At 41.2% G+C, this 21697-nt stretch carries 15 protein-coding genes and 1 tRNA gene; 5 read left to right on the forward strand and 11 right to left on the reverse strand.

Going from position 1 to position 21697, the window contains the following annotated elements:
- Positions 1-173 precede the first annotated feature (173 nt).
- The gene (locus EXT48_RS18595; RefSeq protein WP_130165338.1) at positions 174-686 is read left to right on the forward strand and encodes a DUF962 domain-containing protein; all 513 of its coding nucleotides are present in this window, start codon (positions 174-176) and stop codon (positions 684-686) included.
- A 48-nt stretch (positions 687-734) separates the two neighbouring features.
- Here EXT48_RS18595 and EXT48_RS18600 read toward each other — a convergent pair whose 3' ends face one another.
- On the reverse strand, positions 735-1691 hold the full coding sequence (locus EXT48_RS18600) for an FHA domain-containing protein (RefSeq protein WP_010374789.1): 957 nt from the start codon (positions 1689-1691) through the stop codon (positions 735-737).
- Positions 1692-2281: 590 nt separating this feature from the next.
- Here EXT48_RS18600 and EXT48_RS18605 point away from each other — a divergent pair.
- Positions 2282-2869 carry a CBS domain-containing protein gene (locus EXT48_RS18605; RefSeq protein WP_039491599.1) on the forward strand — a complete coding sequence of 196 codons (588 nt, stop codon included), beginning with the start codon at positions 2282-2284 and terminating at the stop codon, positions 2867-2869.
- 121 nt (positions 2870-2990) lie between these two features.
- Here EXT48_RS18605 and EXT48_RS18610 read toward each other — a convergent pair whose 3' ends face one another.
- On the reverse strand, positions 2991-3908 hold the full coding sequence (locus tag EXT48_RS18610; RefSeq protein WP_130165339.1) for a M14 family metallocarboxypeptidase: 918 nt from the start codon (positions 3906-3908) through the stop codon (positions 2991-2993).
- 91 nt (positions 3909-3999) lie between these two features.
- Complete coding sequence (locus EXT48_RS18615; RefSeq protein ID WP_130165340.1) at positions 4000-4407, reverse strand: hypothetical protein; 408 nt, start codon at positions 4405-4407, stop codon at positions 4000-4002.
- A gap of 424 nt (positions 4408-4831) precedes the next feature.
- Between EXT48_RS18615 and EXT48_RS18620 the strand changes: the two genes are divergently transcribed.
- Entirely contained in the window at positions 4832-5224 is a 393-nt protein-coding gene (locus EXT48_RS18620; protein WP_017218137.1) for a hypothetical protein, read from the forward strand.
- A 125-nt stretch (positions 5225-5349) separates the two neighbouring features.
- Here EXT48_RS18620 and EXT48_RS18625 read toward each other — a convergent pair whose 3' ends face one another.
- Positions 5350-6894, reverse strand: a complete 1545-nt coding sequence (locus tag EXT48_RS18625; protein WP_240703405.1) for a PAS domain-containing methyl-accepting chemotaxis protein — start codon at positions 6892-6894, stop codon at positions 5350-5352.
- A gap of 358 nt (positions 6895-7252) precedes the next feature.
- Between EXT48_RS18625 and EXT48_RS18630 the strand changes: the two genes are divergently transcribed.
- Positions 7253-7954 carry a MauE/DoxX family redox-associated membrane protein gene (locus tag EXT48_RS18630; protein ID WP_130165347.1) on the forward strand — a complete coding sequence of 234 codons (702 nt, stop codon included), beginning with the start codon at positions 7253-7255 and terminating at the stop codon, positions 7952-7954.
- A 91-nt stretch (positions 7955-8045) separates the two neighbouring features.
- Here EXT48_RS18630 and iadA read toward each other — a convergent pair whose 3' ends face one another.
- The 3 genes from iadA to EXT48_RS18645 are packed head-to-tail and all read right to left on the reverse strand — an operon-like array spanning position 8046 to position 13581.
- Positions 8046-9212: a beta-aspartyl-peptidase gene (gene iadA / locus EXT48_RS18635; RefSeq protein WP_130165341.1), complete on the reverse strand. Its 1167-nt coding sequence runs from the start codon at positions 9210-9212 to the stop codon at positions 8046-8048.
- Positions 9213-9216: 4 nt separating this feature from the next.
- The gene (gene yfcC, locus EXT48_RS18640; protein WP_130165342.1) at positions 9217-10620 is read right to left on the reverse strand and encodes a putative basic amino acid antiporter YfcC; all 1404 of its coding nucleotides are present in this window, start codon (positions 10618-10620) and stop codon (positions 9217-9219) included.
- Between the two features lie 36 nt (positions 10621-10656).
- Entirely contained in the window at positions 10657-13581 is a 2925-nt protein-coding gene (locus EXT48_RS18645; protein ID WP_130165343.1) for a TonB-dependent receptor, read from the reverse strand.
- A gap of 489 nt (positions 13582-14070) precedes the next feature.
- Here EXT48_RS18645 and EXT48_RS18650 point away from each other — a divergent pair, with 489 nt between their 5' ends.
- A complete protein-coding gene (locus tag EXT48_RS18650) occupies positions 14071-15699 on the forward strand; it encodes a cyanophycinase (RefSeq protein WP_130165344.1) in 1629 nt (542 codons plus the stop codon).
- Between the two features lie 99 nt (positions 15700-15798).
- On the opposite strand, the gene EXT48_RS18655 is transcribed toward EXT48_RS18650, so the two are convergent.
- From EXT48_RS18655 to EXT48_RS18670, 4 genes are all read right to left on the reverse strand, one after another.
- Positions 15799-16566 carry a DNA/RNA non-specific endonuclease gene (locus EXT48_RS18655; protein ID WP_130165345.1) on the reverse strand — a complete coding sequence of 256 codons (768 nt, stop codon included), beginning with the start codon at positions 16564-16566 and terminating at the stop codon, positions 15799-15801.
- Positions 16567-17297: 731 nt separating this feature from the next.
- Positions 17298-19019 (reverse strand): hypothetical protein, encoded by a 1722-nt coding sequence (locus EXT48_RS23820; protein ID WP_205992116.1) that lies wholly within the window; start codon positions 19017-19019, stop codon positions 17298-17300.
- Positions 19020-19627: 608 nt separating this feature from the next.
- Positions 19628-19704 (reverse strand) — tRNA-Pro (locus EXT48_RS18665).
- Between the two features lie 163 nt (positions 19705-19867).
- The gene (locus tag EXT48_RS18670) at positions 19868-21286 is read right to left on the reverse strand and encodes a sodium:alanine symporter family protein (RefSeq protein WP_010607547.1); all 1419 of its coding nucleotides are present in this window, start codon (positions 21284-21286) and stop codon (positions 19868-19870) included.
- Between the last annotated feature and the right edge of the window lie 411 nt (positions 21287-21697).

Here is a 21697-nt window from a genome sequence, read left to right on the forward strand (position 1 = left end):
TTGGAAGTGAATTCAACGCAGTTAGCGCTAAAACTGGCTGCTAGAAAGGCATTAATTATCCGCAGCTCAGGTTATTTATATAGGCCCTAATACGCTAATAGAATTTTTTATTGATAAATTTTCTTTGTTGACTAATTATCAGTAGGATAATTGGTATCAATGAGAGAACAATAATGAACAAACTAGAGACGTTATTAAGTCAGTATGCCATGTATCATCGCAGCAAAAGAAACATTCTGACTCACTTTTTTGGGATCCCGTTAATTGTGATTGCTGTTGTGGGTATGACTTTTATCCCGCTATTCAGTGTATCAGGAGTGACCATCACCTTTGCCGCGCTGATAGGGGGAGTTTTATGTGGCTATTACCTGATGTTATCCCCCATTTTTGGGCTCATGATGAGCGCCATCATACTGGCTTTTTATTTCCTTGTTCAAACGTTGAATCCGCTCATCGTTAATGCAGGAATAATGACCGTATTGTTTTGGGCTGGTGTTTTCTTTGTAGGTTGGGTGTTACAGTTTATAGGGCATTATTTCGAGGGAAAAAAGCCTGCGTTTGTCGATGATTTGATTGGTTTAGCAATTGGACCACTGTTTGTACTTGTGGAGCTTTTATTCGTATTGGGGCTATGTAAAGAGCTCGAAAACAAAATAGTGAATAATGCTGGAGAGTATAAAGCGTAGGTAAATAGCTGGGCCGAAATGCTATTTCTGCCCAGCTAACAATACCGCTTAAGTTGTCATGCGAGTTTCTAATTTAGAGCCTTTTATTATCGTGATATCTTGGCAATTCAATCTTACTCGACCACATCGAGTTTCTAATAAAAAGGTTGCTTCTGGGTAATCTTCGCCACCGGAATCGACAAATTGCTTGCGTGCGCGATGAACCATAATGTTCATGTGGTTTGTTTGTACGCCGAGTGCTTTTGCTAAGTCATCGCGGTAAACCCAACCTTGAACATCCGATTCAAGGCCTGCATCTTTATCTTGGATCCGAGTTCTGGCAAGCAGCAACAGTAAGTAGTGATGACTTCTGACGCCTAAATCTAAGTGTTTATCATCAACACTTAGTGTTAGTTGAGTATCTTCCTCGTCTTGACTTACATTGAACTCTAGTGCCATTGGCTTGGCAGCTTTTTGGCATTCAAGGTGTTTAGTTACCGCGATTGTCGTGGCAGAAAAAAACATCCATTGGTCGTTCATCAGCGATACAATACTGCCATCTATTAAGGCTTGTCGATCTGAGGTATTGAGATCTTCTAAAAACCAATAGTTGAGCAATTTATCATAGTAAATAATGTGTTTAGGGTCATCTTCACTAGGAAGGAGAAGTTGATTCGTTACTTCTACTACTTTTTGGTTGTTTGACTGAGAAACTAAATATTGACACTCGGTTTGCAAGTTCGCCGCCACAAACGAGTTTTGACCAGGTGCTGCAAAATCAATCTTATCATTTTCGAATAGCTGATACGGCAGGTTCTTGTCGAGCTTTTTATCGTTTATCCAGATGCCGTTTGTACTCACATCTCTAATAAACCATTTGTTTTCATTGAGTTCGATAATGGCGTGATGTCGCGACACTCCCGGCTTGTCTATTAAGGTATCTACACTATATTTATAGCGGCCTACCGTATGATAGCTTTTAAGATAGACTCGTTCGAGTTTCTGTTCGTCGATTAAATAAGCCATAGTTAGTTCCGTATAACTTTGATGAAAATTACATGCTTATACAAAATAGATATCACAATTCAGCAAGGCGTAAATTTCATCTATATCAATGTATAAGTGCCGTGAAGCATACAATTTTATTTCCTTCTACTCAATGATAAAGACCCACGAGGTGGGTCTCGTTGAGGGAAGAATTCACCAGTACTTACGTACCGGCTTGGTCTAATTTGGAATTACAGTTTTTCTAGTTTGACGCGGAATTCCAATGCCTAAACCAATTGTTTGATATTAGGGTGATAAATCCTAGCAAACATCTTCAGTCTAATTCGTTTACTTAAATTTAGCTATTACACGGCATTACACTGAGATTACAGGAGTTTTAGACTTCATTGACTTGAATATATGCACTGTATAAACCATATTTTAATTAGAGAGGTGTGAGATTCGCTCTCATGTGCTCGAACTTTCGTGATCTCTCTTACTTTTCCAGTTACCTAAAATAATTTTTTACTGCCTTTACACTGGTTGTTCTTTTTATTTTTAGTTGTGGATTGTTCACAGCAACATAAAAACCAGACTTTCGAAGGGCTTTATAAAAGCAGGAGTATAAAATGGGCCAATACAAAGCGTTAAAAACCGTTAAGTTGGAAGGAGTATTTCAGCTTTGTGATCACTTCGATTCAGAACCGTTAAATATGGACAGTAGTGCGGTTAAGGTGGTGACCGACTTTACTCGCAGGCAGCCTCAGGTGATAGCAAAAGACGTCGATATTGATCATGCTTTATACATGATGAAAAATGGCCATGTGCGCTCAAAACTCGTTGTTGACGAAGATGATAATTTCTTGGGAGTGGTAAACTGTCGTGACCTCACCGGCAGAAAGGTCTTAAGTGTTGCACAAAGAAAACAGGTGTCGAGAGAAGATGTGTGCGTTGAAGATGTGATGGTGACAAAAGAAGAGCTCTATGCTGTTCCCTATGAAATGGTTGCTAAAAGTACGATAGGGGATGTGCTTGAAACATTACAGAGTTTAGGATTGCAGCACGTTTTATTGGTTGGTCCGGAAGGACTAAGAGGTATGATCTCAGCTAGCGATATCGCAAGAGCATTGCATATTCCAGTGAGTATTTTGCAAAAACCAACTTCATTTAAAGAAATCTTTGGGGTGGTTAGCGGTAAGGAAGACTTAGCGAATTAGGCTTTATTATAACAGGTCGTGTTGTTTTCGTCGGAAAAGTTTAACGCTGCGCAATATGACAATTTGGTAGGCTCTGTCCATTCTCCTAGGTGTGGTTTAACAAACCACACCTTCTTAAATCTTATAGGCTCTCGCTTTGTAAGTACTTAATGGCCCCTCTAATTGCTGCCACTTGACCCGCGATACAGTTTTCTGGTGTTGCGTTTTGACCATCAGGGTAAACTTCAGTTGTTGTTACAAAAGCGGCATCTGTCATACCCATACATAAGCCTAGCGCAGTGCCATCATAATTTATTACACCGTACTGTTCTAAATCAACACCTATTAGCTGCCCATGATCATCGGAATCGGCAATTTGCGTTACCGCAGCCACTTCTTCGATAATGCGTTTTTGAAATTTAGCTTCCGGTTTTTGAGTATGTCCAACTAAATAGAAACCGTCAGGAATGTTCCAATTGTGATTCTCTTTACCATCTCTTGCTGCCAATGCAGGGCGGAATTCAGAATTATCAGAATCTGTGGTTTCATGTAAATCAACATGACACAGAATATCTGCTGCTTTCTTCTTGACAAAATCCATTGCTGATCGAGATTCAGGTGCTGGACTATCCGCATAAAAAGAGCGATTAGGGTCAACGGCTTCTGGATTCCAGCGGTTTATCGTTTCATAGCCCCAAGGACTTAAGCAAGGCAAAATAATGAAATTATAAGCCTGTTCATATTGTTGTGCTTCTGATTTTGCAAAAGCGAGCGCACCATGTACACCACTTGTTTCATAGCCATGCACGCCACCGGTAACGAGTATGGTCGGTTTGTTTTGCTGCCAGTTTTTTGTTGTTAATGCATATAGAGAATAAGTTTGGTTGGGGTAGTCAAGCTGACCATACTCGGTGATGTCAAAAACGTGCTTGAGCGCTTCTATTTGAGTTACAACCTCTTCAGAGTATGAGCGTTTGATTGATTGGCTTTCCAACCACAATGTTTTTTCTTTGGAAGTCCAAGGTACGCCGAGCGTACCTATAGCATATTGTCTTTGCATAATAACCTCGTTATAAATTTAGGTTATCTTACTCAATGCCTCGTTTTGAAAGCAACTTTATAAGGTCTACTACACGCCAATAAACTTGGCATTAAATATATCCCAGTAGTTTAAGGCTTTGTTGTTGCGCAAGGTTGGGTTTGAAAGACCAAATTCTTAGTACACCGCTTGTCAAATAAAGCTTGGTATAACTAAACCAAAGTAATCGTTCCACCGAGATTTTTTCCACTTCTTCTGCTGGAATATAGTGCTTTTGACCAAACAAGCTGTGATAAACCACGCCTTGATTGCAGATGATTACTCGGCTTTGACCATTGAATATTGCCCATAGCCCTGTAGCAATATAAAACATGATTGCCGCAGATAGCGTTAATTGGACAAAAGAAACCAAGCTGATTCTTTCTGACACGATTAAGGCATCTAGAACAAGTAAGGTAAACGCTATAATAGAAAGGGAAATGAAAAATGGTAAGTTCATTCCTAGTTTTAACTCTTTCATTGTTGTTCCTATTTTTTTGATTGATTCTGAGAGTGTGCAAATTATTTCAACAAAATGAATCAATTGTGGAGGTAATGATCTTTTCTTACTAAATCAAACTTTATAATTGATGTTTTCTCTAAAGGCTGCTTCTTTAGTCGTATGTATTAGAGGTTTTGGTTCTCAGGCATGACGCTTTTTAGCGATAGAGGTGATAATGTTGGCAGTGTTTAGGAACTTTTTAATTGTGAAAAATGAAATGTAATAAGTGGAGCCTTCTTATTTTTTCGACTTTTTTACGGCCTACGGAAGGTGGTGTAATTGAACTTGCACTTTTTTAATATGACAAATGGAAAAAGTTAGCATATGTTTAAATCTTAGCGTTTTTTGTTCCGTCTTGAAATATCTGTGATCTTGTCTTACAGAAAAGGGTTAAGGAAGAATTATGAAATTTGAACAGCTACTCAATCACTTTGACACAGGTATTTGTGTCGATCAGATGCAAAAAGAAGCCCTAATTGATATTGCATTATTATTTATTGGTGTTGATGGCGTCATCAGTGAAAGTGAAAAACATGTTGTGAGAAAGTGGGCAAAAAGTCTGCAGTGGAACTCTGCAATCGCATTAGACGATTACATCGAAGATAGCCTTTCAAAATCTGTTGTAGCGATAAAAAATAATGACATTGAAGCTTATGTGCAACACCGCATGAATAACATTATCGATGAGCCGATGCGTAAACTTGCGAAAGATTTAGCCGTGCGTGTTATTGAAGCCGATGGCAATGTGAAACAGGCAGAAAAGGACGCACTCGCCATTCTTGAGGCCGAACTATAGTACTGTATTTAGCTGCAAGGTCAGTGGACCCAAGGTATCCAATTAAATACTGAGGTCCACTGATATCTAAGCGTCTATTTGGCTCTGAATTACGCAAATAATAAGTTGTGGTCTATTTGGTTTTCTCATGTTTGAGAAAACTGTTGAATTAGGCGTGTTTGCTGCTCAATTTGACTTAGTAACTCTTGACTTAAAGTAAAAGATTTCTCGCCGTGTTCTGTGCCTCTCTCTGCGAGCGTAGTCACGCTGTCAACGTTTATGCTTATTTGTTTTACCACACAACTTTGTTGTTCAATGGCGGCGGCAACACTGCGATTTAAATCGGCTAAATGCATGACATGGCTTTGAATAGTATCAAGGCTTGAACCGTTATTTTTTGCAAGGTCAACACTTTGATTTGATAGACTATTACTTTTTTGCACTGACTCAACAGCGGAGCTGGAAATATCATTTAGCTCTTTAAGTAATTGCGTTATTTCTTCTGTGGAAGTTTGTGTGCGTTGTGCAAGTGTGCGAACTTCGTCTGCAACAACTGAGAATCCTCGGCCGTGATCGCCCGCTCGGGCGGCTTCAATTGCGGCATTTAGTGCAAGCAAGTTGGTTTGATCGGCAATAGAGTTGATAACACTAAGAATATTTTGAATGCGATCATTCCCCGAGACTAAGCGATTTACGGCATTGTTCACTTCCATTAAATGCTCATCAAGATAGTGAATAGAATCGATAACATCCTTTACTGCGGCTTTACCAAGCCCAGCCTGGTGCTCTGAATTATTGGCTGCATCTGCAGCATGGTTTACGTTTTCTGAGAGCTCATCAATCGTTTGTGAAAACTCGTCCATGCAAACAACCATTTCTTTTGCCTCGCTTGTTTGCTGCTTTAGTAACTCGGCAACAAATTGACCGCTTTGTGTGGTAAGTTTTGCATTTTCACTTACTCGAACAGATACATCGTTCACTCTGCCTACTACCGCAGAAATTTTCGCCTTTTGCATTTCTAATGCCAGTGTAATATCGGCAACTCTGTCTCGAGATTGACCGTATATCACAGACATTAAATCATTATCAAAAATCGTTTTGGCTTGTGTTAGCAAAGCTTTATATTTAGAGCGAAAACGTGCGGTTAACGCAATCGTGATGCATAACAGAGTCAATGGTAGCAGGGTAAACCAATGGTTGTTTAATAGTGACGCTAGAGGCAAAGTTATCGCGACGAAAAGCAATAACATAAATGAGAGTCGAGTGCTGTCATAGCGGCTCGTTTTTTGTTGGCTATCAAGAGTGCGATAAGCATTTTCTGCGCGTTTAATTACTTCGGGAGAAGGGCAAGTTCTTACAGATTGGTATTCAACTATGTTGCCTCGCTCGTCTTTAATTGGAGTGACGAATGCGTTTACCCAATAGTAATCCCCATTTTTTGTTAAGTTTTTAACAGGTCCCATCCAAGATTGACCGTTTTGAATGGTAGACCACATATTTCTAAATGCCGCTTTTGGCATATCCTGATTACGAACTAAGTTGTGCGGCTGACCAAGTATTTCTTCAATGCTAAAACCCGCAATGTCACAAAATGACTGATTTGCGTATGTAATTCGACTGTCCAGATCCGTTGTTGAAAGCAACACACTGTGCTTGCCTAACTTAATTTCCCTACCCATTATTTTTGACATTTGTTTTTTATCTCGGTAGCTAAAGACAAGGTGAAATATAAATCTAAGACTTTATAGTCAGAAGGTTTTTTTAACCGAACCGTGGTTTAATAAAAGGTTTACTGACTAAGATCAGGTTTATCTATGGCTACCTTAACCGAGATTAATTTGATTGTGATACATCAATAAATTCAACCCGCCTTCATGTTATTGAGTGTAATTAAAGGTGGTATGGAATTCGCTTTAGTTACAATCATTAAGCTGAAATTGCGCTAATGTCGGCAGGTTTTTCTTAGCTGATTTACTCGGTCGGTAATTTCTACTTATGTTTGTAATAAAATAGGGGGAGTCACCAGTGAAAAATGCGACACTTTACCGAATGCATACCTCATCGCACATTTGCCCTTTTGGTCTCAGAGCTAAGGATTTGCTTTCACGAGAGGGTTTTTATGTAGACGACAGAATGCTCAAGTCAAGGGAACAGACGGATGAATTTAAAGCCACTCATAACGTTGACACTACACCACAAATATTTATTAACGATCAACATATTGGCGGCTATGAAGCGCTACGCCGATATCTAGGCAAGCCGTCACATAAGGAAAAGAAAAACGTATACTGGCCAGTACTTTCAATATTTTTAGTCGCGCTGCTGGTCACATTCGCGACAAAATTTCCTGTCGATAATCATGTAGAATGGATAATGCCCTTTGTTGGGTTTTCCATGCTGTTACTCGCGGTACAAAAGATACGCGATGTTCATAGCTTTACAAACTCCTTTATCACTTACGACTTGTTAGCGATGCGCCATCTAAAATACGCGTATGCTTACCCCTACTTAGAGTTATATGCCGGCGTTTGCATGTTAACAACTTTGTCTGCCATTTATTATGCGCCAGTGGCAATATTCATAGGGCTTATAGGCGCAATCTCGGTGTTTAAGGCCGTATACATTGATAAAAGAGCGCTCAAATGTGCATGCGTTGGTGGTGACACTGACGTGCCTTTAGGCTTTATATCATTAACAGAAAATGTGGTTATGTTTAGCGCAGGGGCACTTATGTTGTACGGCTATTTTTGATTTACCCTGAGGCTGGGGTAAGGTATGAGCTGGTTGATTACTTTTAAAACTTCCGTAAATTAGCAGGCAGCATAGTGCTACCTGCCAAACTTTAAGAGAAGAAACCGCTGACTAGTGGCTTATGGCTTTCAACCATTTTTTGACCGTTACACCAAACGCTATGTGGCGTTAGCGTGTTTGCGTCGAGCAAAACAAGGTCGGCGTCACGACCGACAGAGATCTCACCTTTATTTAATCCTAAAATCCTCGCTGGATTGGACGTAATAGATTGCAGAGCTAAGTCAAGTGGCACATTAAATTGCTGCACCGCTTGCTGGAACGCCCCAAGCAGCGAAGACTCTGAACCCACTTCAAATCCAACTAAATGATTTTGTTCATTATAAATTGGCAAGCTCGCATGTCCGTCGGAGCTCATGGTCAGTTGCTGTGAGTTCACGCCTTTGTCTAGGCAATATGCCAACGCCTCGGCTGCTGCTAGCTCACCATTGGCTAAGTCGTACTCGGTGGTACTAGTGGTAAAGTCGATGGTTCCGCCAGCTTTGCAAAATGCAATCCCCGCAGTTAGCAATTCGGCATTTCGATTCATATGAGTTGGGTAAAACTGACTGAGCGGTATTTCACTAGACAGTGCTACTTCATGGAGAAGCTGTAAGTGTTCAACACCTGTTCCAACGTGAATGGAAACGGTACCACGTTTGCCACTCAATAGACCTGCAGTTCTCGCTTCTGCTGCAATGGTTGTAAGCTCTTTTATCGAAGGCTGCGTACCTCGATGATCGGCGATTGCAACTTCCCCAACACCGATGATTTCGTCGATATACATAATGTCGTGACGGATACTGTGGCCAAGCGTTTTTATTGGCAAGTGGTAAGAGCCTGTATGGCAAAAGGCGTTCAACCCCTCTTGTTTTAACCCTTTCGCTTTAGCAACTAGATCGGTATGTGTTCGGCTGACATCATCGGTGCCAAGTGCGCCAATGACAGTCGTGATCCCATATAGCGTTGCATCAGTGAGGTTCATTTGCGGGGTACGGCTCGCAAAACCGGCTTCGCCACCACCGCCACTAAAATGCACTAAAGAGTCGACAAACCCAGGGGCTAATATAAATCCCTGTCCGTCAACGATAGCGAACTCTAAGTTGCTGTTTATTTCGATATCCTCCTCGATTGCGAGGATAGTTTTCCCAGCAAAAAGGACATCACGCTTTCCGAGCTTTTTAGGCGTAAAAAGCTCAACATTTTTAATAAGTGTTAGCATAAATTTATTGGTAATTTGTTAAGTGAGCAAATATGGTGACCATACTTGCTAATGTGAAAAGAAGTAACATAAAGCGCCAAATAAACTGCACCCAATCGTTCCAAGAAAGTTTAACAACCCCTAAGCAGCCAATTAAGCTTGCTGAGGTTGGGATAATGATGTTGCTCAGTCCATCTCCTAGTTGAAAAGCCAGTACAGAAGTTTGCCGAGAAACACCAATTAAGTCTGAAAGAGGTGCCATAATGGGCATAGTAATAGCTGCTTGTCCGGAGCCCGAAGAAACAAAGAAGTTGAATAAAGATTGGAATACATACATAAACCAAGCTGCCAACGCATCAGGGACTTGGGTTATTAAGGTAGCCGCATAATAAAGCACAGTATTTAAGATTGAAGGTGTTTGGAGATCGCTCCCACCTAGTAATAGTACAAGCCCCTTGGCGAGACCAACTAGCAAAGCTGCTGGCAGCAGATCTGCGCTTCCTGTTTTAAATGCTGCCACTGATTGGCTAATAGACTGGCGTCCTCCCAATTTAGCTATTAGGGCGATGACCAGCCCCAGCACAAAAAACTGAGTGGCAAGTTCAGGGATGTAGTACCCTTTTGCAGTCACACCGTAAATGACCCAAATAATTAGCATGAAAAATGCAAGCAATAACGCCTTATCAACAAGTTGTAGCTCCGAGGGCGAAGTACTTGCAATGATATCCTCACGCTTCTTCCGTACTTTCGCAGCGTAGCGCACCGTAAAAACCAGTCCGACGAATGTGAATAGGGTGGTGAGAGCAACCCTAAACTCTGCGCCTGAGAATACCGGTAACTGAGCGATACTTTGTGCAATAGCAATGCTAAAAGGGTTCATGGGGGAAGTAGCAAACCCGATTTGTGTTGCAACATAAGTCACAAGCACGGTAACTTGGGCGTTATAGCCAAGTCTCATCATGATAGGGTAAAGCACAATACAAAATGCGATAGCCTCTTCACCCATGCCGAATATGGCACCACCCAAAGCAAAGGTGATGAACAGACTAGGGATAAATAGCCAATCAATCCTTTGAGTAGAATTGATCAGCGCCATAATGCCATTGTCTATTGCTTTGGTCTGCATTAACACGCCAAATGCACCACCTGTTATTAGGATAAAAGCAATAACCCCAATAGCGGCTCCATTTCTGTCGCCACTCACGAGCCCCTCAAATAGCACGTTGAACAATCCTGCTTCACCTTGAGTGGCAAACAAAGGTAAGGGAGCGGGTGTTTGTGCTTGTGAAAACTGTGAAAGTGCAACGGTATCATTAGTTCCTGCTAGCTCGAACGAGCCGGGCAAAATAAAGTGTGACACCGCATAGCACAGTCCTGCAATCACCAGCAAAATAACGAATGCGTCAGGCATTTTTATAGTTTTTCGCATATAAAGAACGAAAATGGGGTTACCCCCATTTCTCCATTAGAACTGGTAAGTTAATCCGAGAGTATAGTTGGTGCCTAACGCATTGTGATTGATTGAGTCGAAGCCTCGCGATGAACCATAAACCACAGGAGGCTTTTTATCGAAAAGATTATCAATACTGAGCCTCACCTTTAGGTGCTCTGAGAATTCATAACCCGCACTAACATCAACCACTGTCCAGCTATCAACATCTCGTTTCCCTTCGCTATCGAGTTGCCCAAGTTCAGTTAACTCGTCGATTTCTCGACCACGTAGCCCTTCGATGTCGTCCTCATAACTGTCAGTATAGTTTGCACCCAGCGAGATATAAAAATTATCAGCGTTATAAGTCACTGAAACTCTGCCTATATTTTCAGGGTATCTAAAGGTACCAACAAGTTCTTCACTCAGATCAGAGCCCGGTTTATTGCGTTCGTATTCGAGGTAATGAGTTGCATCCAGTTTCACGGTTAAGTCAGCGTTATCAAATCTAAATCTATGATTAAATTTAATGTCCAACCCAGCAATATCTTGGCTACCTGTGTTCTCTAATTGAATAACATGATCGCGATATAGTTGTAGGCTTTGAGTACGAGGGTCAAATTCATTAATATAAGCCGCCAAAATTTCGCTTAGATCAGCGCCGCTTTGATCTATGCTCAAACCTTGTGTATCGGTTACGCTACACACATCTTCATCATACGAAATACCCATCTGACCATCAGGCACAAGGCCACAATGACGCAACGACGGATCTGTAATCGCACGACTGAGTACAGCGGTCATATTTGTATCAATAACGTCGGTATATTCAAATTGCCAGTAATCAATCGCGATAGTGGTATCTCGAGTTGGGCTCCAAGCTAAACCTAGAGAAATAGATTCAGACTCTTCTGCATTAAGTTGGCTGTTACCAAGCTCTAAGGAGTTAACCGTAACTTGCGTGCCATCACCCTCACAATACAGATCGGCGACAGCTTGATTCGCGCCGCAATCGAAGGTTGAAGTCGTTGTTCTCAGCTTAACCCCCGCCTGCGTTAAAGAGGGTGCTCTAAAAGAAGTAGACCAACCGGCTCGTAACAGTAGGGCATCAGTAGGGCGATAGCTTATGCCGATTTTTGGATTAAAAGTTGAACCAAAGTCGTCAAAGTGGTCATATCGTCCAGCCACCTGCATTTCTACTGTTTCTGTTACTGGAATGTATAGCTCTACAAATGCACCTAGCTGCGTTCTTTTTGCGTCCGCGATGCTAGAGCCATAACCAAATACATCAACTAAGTAATCGTTGGCAGCGTCTGCAACCGCATCATTTGAAGGGGTGTCCGACAGCTCTTCTTTTCGTGCTTCGACACCAAACGAGGACTGTACCGCGATATCTTGCCAAGAAAAGAGCTCACCCGATACAGTAAAATCCCAGCTGTAAATACGGCTTGTACCTTCTCGGGTCGGGCGTGCTTTGGTAAGTGCAAGTGTTGCATCGTTAGGGGCATTGCCTACTAAGAATGGGTTATAAAAGTCGAGCAGGTTACTATTAGCACAGCTTAACTGGCCGTCGTTAATGCTGGCAATGTTCCCATCACCACATAGCTCCCCGGCCAAAGCGGCATGAAACTTATAACGATTGTATACCCCATCGGTGGCCACCTGATCTGATTTAGATTCAGAGAACATAATCCCAGATACCCAATCCCATTCGCCTAGCTGCCCTTCTAGGCTCGAAACCAATCGCATATTTTGGCTTTCGACTTTAATGGTGCGGGGTGAGGTAAAGCGAGCATCAAACTGAAACCCCCATTGCTCCTGTCCAAGTTGTGTGTCGAATGGGTCGATGTAAAGTGAATCAAGTAGCGAGTTGTTACCGCTTGCGTCGCTATAAATGAAGAGGGCATCCTCTCTCACCCATGGACCTTCACTGTCATCAATCTGATTGATTGCGGCTGGGGTTGAATAAGCGGTTGATTTTGTTTTACTGATAAAAAATTCAGTTTTCCAAGTTAACTCGCCAACCTGCTGATTGAACATCGCACCACCAGACACACTCTCAAATGGAGTGCTTAGGACATCATCTCGATTACCATAGTAAGCACAGATCTGCTCCCCATACTCAGTGGTAACCAGCTGGCTCATACAGCCAGGTGCTGGAAGCTCATTACCGTCGCGACTGCTGTAATAATAAATATTAGGCGTATTGTTGAGTTTAGGAAGATAAGAATATCCGTTAACTAAGTTGGGTGTTGCTAAGAAGTCTCTATCTGTTGCGTTAAATTGGTTTCGGTCGTAAAAATCTGCAAACAACATAAGGCTGCCATTACCAACTTCAGTTCCCCAAATTAGATTGACTTGTGTTTTGCCCTCATCAGAGCTTTCAAGACTGTTACCATAGCTAACTTCAAGTTCTGCACCATCGTAATTGTCTTTAAGAATATAGTTAATCACACCCGCAACTGCATCGGCTCCATAGATTGCGGATGCCCCAGTCGCTAGGATCTCAACTCGTTCGATTGCTGCTAAGGGGATGGCGTTTACATCAACAAAGTTTTGTGTGCCCGCCGCAAAAGAGCTTGGCGCGACACGACGACCATTGATCAAGGTTAACGTCGCTGAAGGACCCATGCCTCGTAAACTGGCTGCTGCTTGCCCCGCGGGTGTTGAGGTTGATGTACTGCCACTCTCGCTTGTGGAGAACGTGCCAGAGCCACCTTTTAATTGAGGAAGATCTTGAAGTAACTCGAAAATTGAGGAAGCACCTGAGCGGTCTATGTCTTCTGAGCTCAAGATAGTAATAGGCTGTGTGCCTTCTAAATCAACGCCTTTTATGCGAGAGCCCGTGACCTCAATTCTTTCAACGGCTTTTACGTTTTGCTCTGTTTGTTCTTCTGCATGAGTATTAAAACTTGAAGCAGCCAAGGCTGCTGAAATTGCTACGAATAGTTTGTTGTACATTACTTCACCTACTTTCTGTTGATGAGCGGCTTGGTACAGGCGAATGGCGTTGCTGTAGAATTTATTTGTTGTGTTTATTGCTCTACCGCATTGAAACTTCGCAATTGTCTGTGCTTAAAAAGCGTTAAAAACAATAGGTCAGTTTCAATTGGACAGATAAAAACCACGCCACTACGAAAAATAATCGCGATAGTACGCCTTAAGTCAGCCGTTTAATTTTTATAGAAATCAAGAGGTGGGGTTGCAATTAATAGACAACGCCACGGCTTTACACCGTGTGTCTACTCGTCGAACCACTCAGAAAGGTAGTGAGGTGAGTAGAAGTAGCAAACAAATTTGAACGCATTCTTCAACATATTTTCATCTCGTGTTTTTTGACAATGCAAACCAGCGTGTGCTAGCTTGCGCTTCGCAATGTTCATTAAAATTTATAGCACAAGCGTTTTTGTGCTGACAAGTCGTTTTTAACAAATTTGTTTGGAATTTATCATGAATGTTGTGTTTTTTATAACCACAGTGTTAACTGTGGTTACGCTTTTCTTCAGCTTAACCTCTTCTGCGCAAACACTTTATTTGATTGGCGGAGCACTCAAAACCTGCTCTAGTATGGCCACAAAAAATTGTACAGAAAATGTCGAATTTTCAACGGCTGTGAAAACACATTCGCTGTTTTCTGTTGATGAAATGACAATAAATAAATTCACTGAAGGTTGGCCAACTAACAATCGCGCGCACCTTAGCCGCACCCTTAAACTGCTTAAGAAATTACCATCGAACAAAGTCTTATCTAAACTACAGCTTGCGCAGCATGCGAAACAATTTGATGAAGGCTTATATCGCAGTTGGAGTGATAAAGAATATAACTTCTTCTTCGATATGCTTGAACTGCCCTTGTTGTATCAGCATAACCGCATACCTGAAACAGTTAATACTAACGGAAATAATGAGCCAGCGAGCACCGAAATCATAGAAGATATTGCTAAGCGCATTGGCAAGACAAAAACCAAAAGATTGCTGCTTGTCACTGCATCTTCTCGTGATCCTTATGAGTCTGCTGATTTCTATGAAGGACTATTTCAAAGCTACGATGTTAATGCTCAATGGTTCCCCCTTACTCCAGCATTAGCCGCGGCGCTTAGTCGCAATGACTGTGAAAACCTAGATAGCTATCGTAACCAGCTCAATGGGGTTTATAATCGTGAAGTCATTTATCCTGATAGAACATTAACCGAATATAATCTTTGCCAGCAAGGGATTGAGAAGGTGAAACAGCAGTTGGTAAATGCGGATGCGATCATGTTTAACGGCGGTGATCAATCACTCACTAAGCTAGTAATGTATGCTACCGATAAGCAAACGCCTTATCCTTGGACTGAAGTCCTAAAGGAGGTACCGATAATTATCGGTACAAGTGCCGGAACAGCGGTGCTGGCTGGCGGAAAAAATGCCTTCGGTAATGTTCCCATGATCACCAATGGTAGCAGCATCGAAGCTATGTTAAATGGCGCAATAAATGCTTCTGCTCCAGTACAACACTGCGAAAAGCATGGTGGATGTGGCAAGCTAAATGCCGATGCATTAACTTATGATGCTACAGGTGGCTTAGGAGTCTTTTCCTTTGGCGTTTTAGATACGCATTTTAGTGAAAGAGGCAGAAGTTTTAGGCTTGCGGTGTTAGCACTAAAAAGCGGCCAAAAATTTGGTTTTGGTGTGGATGAAACCACAGCACTAAAATTTGAAAGTACTGAAGAGGAGTTCTCGGTACTTGGTAAGCAGGGCGTAGTTGTGATTGAAACCCATAAGCCACAGCATTTCTACTATTCGTTTTATCCTGCAGGCAGTAAGTTTTCAATGTCCAAGTTACATTCAAAGAATAAAAGCGACAGTAATGTGGTGAACAAGGCAAAAGGCAAACGTCTAGTTGAAAATCTAGTCGGAGATAATGCGCTCCGTGAAGTGACCCAACTTATGTGTTTAGAGCAACTTAGTGAAGTGGAAGCCTCACAGGTAGACCTGCCAAACATTCATATTGAACGAACCAAGCAGAGCCGCTGTGACAGGCAGGCCAATGGGAAATTCCGAGTCAAAAACATAACCGTAAAATGGCATGAAAAGTAATGTAACCTAAACCTTAAATAAGGCGGGTATTCATCGAGCAAATACCTTGAAGCAAATTACAAAGTGAATTAAACGGCTACCAACTGGTAGCCGTCATAATTAGCAGCCTAGTTGTGAGCTAAGACCGCCGACTCGACCCTCAATGTCGGTGGCTTTATAGCTTGGCAGGCTAGGTAGGATATTCAGGCCTGCTCTTTGCTCTACTTCGTCAATGGTTACTTCTGTTTTGCAGTAATCAAGATATCTACCAGAAGTTTGCTCCATGATAAAAGCAGAAGCCTTCACATTTGAGCCTGCTATTGTGACAACGACCTTAAAATAGCCTGACGGAATAGTGTGAGATTCATCAGCACCAGGCAAGGTAGCAAAGTAATATTCATACAAGGGACCCGTGAACACATAGGCATTTTCGCCTGTTCGCACTAAACTTCTCACTGCATTTTCTAATTTAACCCATGGACCTTGATTAAGGTTTGATGATTGCGGGGTAATGTTCGAGAGATAGTTAGTATCGCTCCAATTGGATGTATTGGAAAACGATGCCAAAGGCACTTGATGACCTCTATCTGTATGAATAGTTGCCCATGCATCGCTGTAGTCACTTGGCTCTAGCGTGTATCTACTTGCAATTTTAGGGTCAGATTTCCAAGTCCTTGAACGGCTTGGGCCATCAATTGTGCTTGGTGTGACTTTGTATGCTACCCAGTCCGCAAACTTTGTTGTGCGATTATTGCTAAGCACATATATAGGTCGCTCAACGATATCATTACTTGATGGTGTGCCAGTTGGGCAACCGTAGTTGCTACATATGTTGGTGTTTGCATTTGCAGTCGCACTGACTGCAAGCATGAGTATTGCGAATTTCATTTTAATCTCCGTGCTTAATTGAAAGTCTCGCAATACTAGGTTGGTTATTTGTCAGTATTATTACTTTAATGTAAATATATTGTGTTTTTTGATTGCTGCTGTTAGTTGAGAACTACAGTGAAAGAGCCGATTTATAAGGCGTTATAGCTATAAAGTATGTTAAGAACCCCTCATTTTAATTTTACTAATTAACTGGAAAATAGAGGCTAGGAGCAAAGTTATAATTTCAATTGTTGTCCACTATTAGCAATCTCACCTTGAACCCTTGTCGGCAAATTACTCAGCTTATATTCGGGCACTCTGTATGGTTTTACAGTTCTTGCTTGATCAGGAATTTTTCACCCAGGCTAGATAAGGTAGTAACGCTTTTGTCGATACAGAAATCGGTTGAGTTGGAAGAAGCGTTCAGGTTTTGGGCCTTAAAATAGTTAGATGCTGACTTCCGCATGATTAAACTTTTGATTTCAAAGTACCCAAATCCATAAAGCTTTATTACTGCTTTGGAGAAAGTTGTGTAGTGGTCAATGCTTTTTGGCCACCACATTATAAATTCTCAGTATTGCAGTTCTTGCATAATAGTAGTGGTAACCATTGTTGTGCTGATGATAGAAATTCTCCTCATAAACTATTTAACTTTATGGGGAAGTTACACCCGCACGCCTCAATGTGCCATGATCGTGTCTACTCTCACGCAAAGCGCTTTGCGGGATGTTTTTAAAAGTTCGCCTAGTCTAGCGAGCAATGCCAATATCATCCAAGATGATTGACATATTTTGGTTTGGCGTAAAACTAATGTTTAATATTATCTCATCAGTATTACTACTCTCTGCTATAAGTTCGATAGGAAAAACAATGGTCTGAAGTAATGGCTCTGTAGGTGGATAACTTACATCTTTGTTCTCCAGCTCTGAATAGTCTGAAGTTAACAGCGGGGAAATGCTTCCTTGGGAAGTAAAATTCTGATTAATTACGACGCCATATTTATTGAGAATTTCTATTTTTATGTCAGACAACAGATTATATGGGCTACATTCTCTGTTCTTTTCAGAGCCCAACACTGCTATTGCAAAAGTTAAAAACTTATCTTTCATCGTCAAGCCATCGATTGGCGCTAATTTAACTTGAAAAGAAGTTTCAACTTGTTTCTTGAGTTTCAGAGCTAATACATTGTTTGGTGTATCTACGCCACCTCTTAATTGCTCCTTTATAATTGAAGGCATGCCCAATTGCTCCTGGCCATCAACCAAAACCTTATACCTTTTACGGTCTGTATTGAGAACTTCAAAGTTCTCAATAACTTGAAAAGCTGAAGTTATATATCGAGAGACATAGATGTCCTTGGGAAGATCAAACTCTGAGATTGGAGGTCGTCTTAGTATATTTTCATATTCTTTTTTCCCTAACAAAGTGAGATCAATAAAGGCAGATAAAAAGACTTTGGTCAACTGCTCTTGCTGTTTAGGCGACAATAGTTTTTTATAAAATCTTTTGCTTCCTCCCCAATGAGTATCATTAGACATATCTTGATTAAAATTTATGTGGTTAGCTTTATATACGTAAATTGAATACTTTACATAGTCATTACCATCATCAAATAACGTTCTTTGCCATTGCTGACTACCAAGAAACTGATAAACGTCTGCATCGTGCCCTCCTTGCAGTACTAAGTAATTAGTGTTTCTTAGAATGTTTTTGCCATTAGCATGTTGGTATTGACCATCCATTGGTGCTAACGCGACTACCGATTTAATACCGAAACCAAACTCTGTAAGCTTATCGCTATTTGGTAAGGTTTTTAAATTATTGAATGTAGAGGCTAAGGAGACAGCTTCTCCTCCTCTAGACATACCAATTAATGCAATTTTTTCCAAATCAAATTTGTTATAAAAAATGCTATCCTGTTTTCTATTCCAAGAACGCAGTAGCTTCAGGTGTTCCAACAATACCCAGCCACGAGCGCCGCTTTCTCCCATTAAGCCATTTAAATAAGTTTGATCTACCTGAACAACGACGTAACCGCGACTAGAAAGCAACTCACCTAAATAATTAAAACCAGGGTCTGAATTGCCATGAACTAAAAGAATAACTGGTTTCTTCTCTGAAGTATCAGGAAACCAAACTTTACCATCTAGCGCTAAATTTGCGCTTTCAAATGTATGGTATGCGTCATATTTATAGCCCTGATTTTTGGAATATTCAGCAAGAAAACCTGGTAGCGTGATGGTTGGAGTAATTATGTCGGGCTTATCAATGGAGAATAAAAATGGCTTTTCCCCGTAGGTAATCACATCAAATTTATACTTCCCTCTTTCGGCAGGATTTGATAAGCCACTCTTTTGTGTTTTAGGAAAAATGTATTTATCTGAAGCACACTGTAAAACCTCATAGGCAGTAGCTGAATGGGAAATCGATAGAATGATGATAGATACTAAATGTGCAAGTAAACGTTTCATTATTATCCTTAACACTTTATTTACTGAGTTTTATGTTAACAATGTAGGAGTTGAGGCTTTAGACGCGAAAAATATAAAAAAGGTTTAAAGGTTTTGAGAATAGGACTAGTCAGCATCCTTTTTTCTGCAATTGCAATCATTCTGTGTACTAACTTATTCCTCTTCAAAATTAAGTTAGATCCAATGTCCATTTCCTGTAACTTGTAGTGGTCAACTAATTCCGGACAGTGAACTAAGTTTTTCTTCTGCTACTGCTGGAGCTTGCATATCGTTATGACTATGTGGCCTTCTACAGTTGTAATAGTTCATCAAGTAAAAGCTAACGTATTGTTCAGCTTCTCTAAATATAGTGGAGTTTAGTTTCGGGGCGCTTCTCACAAAAAGATTCCTTCTAGTCGTTCAAGCTTCAATTTCACCTAATTACGACCTAAGAGCAATATACTCATTAGAGGTGCTATTAGGTGTCGTCCTATAAATCCTCCCCTCAAAGGCGCTGAAAGGGCAGAATAATTGTATTGAAATATGGTGCAGCAAGTGTGCGACGAAACTAATGTGCGATAAGAATGATAGTAGATAGAGCTAACTTATTGAATAGGGTAAGGAAAAGCTGGTCGGCATAGCAGGATTTGAACCTGCGACCCCTGACACCCCATGACAGTGCGCTACCAAGCTGCGCTATATGCCGACTTGTGCTTTACTATACGGATTTTTTTTTGAAAGGCAATAAGTGGTTGGTTTGTTTGGACATTAAATGAACTCAAGGGCGTATTTTTGTGTTCTTCGTCATTAAATCTGAGTTTTATAAGAAGAAAGCGCACTAAATATAAGCACTAGTGCGCTGTATTGGTCTATTTAGTCCAAATGCCTTTTGGTAGTGTTTTTTCTACTTCAGGGTTGGTACTAGGATCAAACTCTGGGGTTACGCCAGCTTTAAGCTGCTTTTTATAATCGTTGGCAAGCCATAGCACGACTTTGCGAAGCATAAAGAGTGCAACCACGTTAACTACAGCCATTAAACCCATTGAAATATCAGCGAGTGTCCAAACCAGTCCAAGTTCGCTTACCGCACCAAACATTACCATACCTAATACACAAGCTCTAAATACCATCATGCCTTTCTTTGAATGGTGATCTAAGAACAGTAGGTTGGTTTCTGCATAACTATAGTTGGCAACAATGGAGGTAAAAGCGAAAAATAGAATAGCTACCGCAACGAAAATTGCGCCCCATTCCCCTACATGATGAACCAATGCAGATTGCGTTAATTCAATGCCAGTTAAACCTGAGTTTGGCTCGAGCTGACCAGATAAAAGAATAAGCGACGCGGTCGCGGTACAGATCACTATGGTATCTACAAATACACCTAGCATTTGTACATAACCTTGTGATGCTGGATGGTTTGGATTTGGTGTTGCACTTGCAGCAGCGTTTGCAGCGCTACCCATACCGGCTTCATTTGAGAATAAGCCGCGCTTGATCCCTTGAAGCATTGCTTGCATTACCGCGTAGCCAATAGCACCAGCACCCGCTTGCTCAATACCCATTGCACTTTTTACTATTAACATGAATATGTCTGGTAGCTGCGCAAAGTTCACAGCACAGACGTAAAGTGCAAGTATAAGATAAGCAACGGCCATAAAAGGTACGACAAGTTCTGCAAAGCGTGCAATAGTTTTTAAACCACCGAAGATGATAATCCCAGAAGCTGCTACTAACGCAATACCCATCACATATTTAGGCACATCAAAGGCAACGTTAAATGCTGCAGCAATGGAGTTGGCTTGTACTGCATTAAAGACGAAACCAAATGCAAGGATAAGGCAAAGTGAGAATAACACCCCCATCCACTTACGTTTTAAACCTAGCTCCATATAATAAGCAGGGCCACCACGGAAGTTTCCGTCATCATCTTTTGTCTTATATAGCTGCGCTAAGCAACTTTCAGCAAAACTAGTCGCCATACCAATCAAGGCAATGAGCCACATCCATAATATAGCACCAGGACCGCCTAAATAGAGCGCAACGCCAACACCTGCCATATTACCGGTACCAACCCGTGCGGCGAGTGAAGTACAGAATGCTTGAAAAGAGGAGATACCATCTTCAGCACCTTCGCGGCTTTGCATCATTACCTTCACCATATATGGGAATTGAGTGAATTGAATAAAGCCAAGCCTAATTGTGAAGAATACACCTGCAGCTATTAAGAGATAGATAAGTAGATGGCCCCATAAAAGACCACTTATCGAGTTTAAGATATCAGCCATGTATTTAGCCTTTTTCTAAGAACGAGTAAATAATGGGGCGGTAATCTACCACAAAGAAAAGCAAAAGCCGAAATTCCTGTGGGTTATCCACAGAAAATGTGGATAAGTTGTTAGGATTCGGTGGGCTAAAAAGCATTTGAAAAATAAATAGAAAAAACCGAAAAAAAGGGTTGCACTAAAATCGGATCGCCCTATAATGCGACCCCACTGACACGGGGCACTACGCTGGAAAGCAATAAGCCAACGAGTTGGTAGTCGAGTAAAACTTAGCTTTGAAAACTTCTCAAGAAATTCAAAATTAAGTGTTGACAAAAAAACGGGAATGCTTATAATGCACATCCCTCGAAACAACGAAATGTTTCGAAATGTTCTTTAAAAATATGAAGCAATCATCTGTGTGGGCACTCGTAC

Source organism: Pseudoalteromonas sp. CO348 (assembly GCF_004208845.1).
Classification (GTDB): domain Bacteria; phylum Pseudomonadota; class Gammaproteobacteria; order Enterobacterales; family Alteromonadaceae; genus Pseudoalteromonas; species Pseudoalteromonas maricaloris.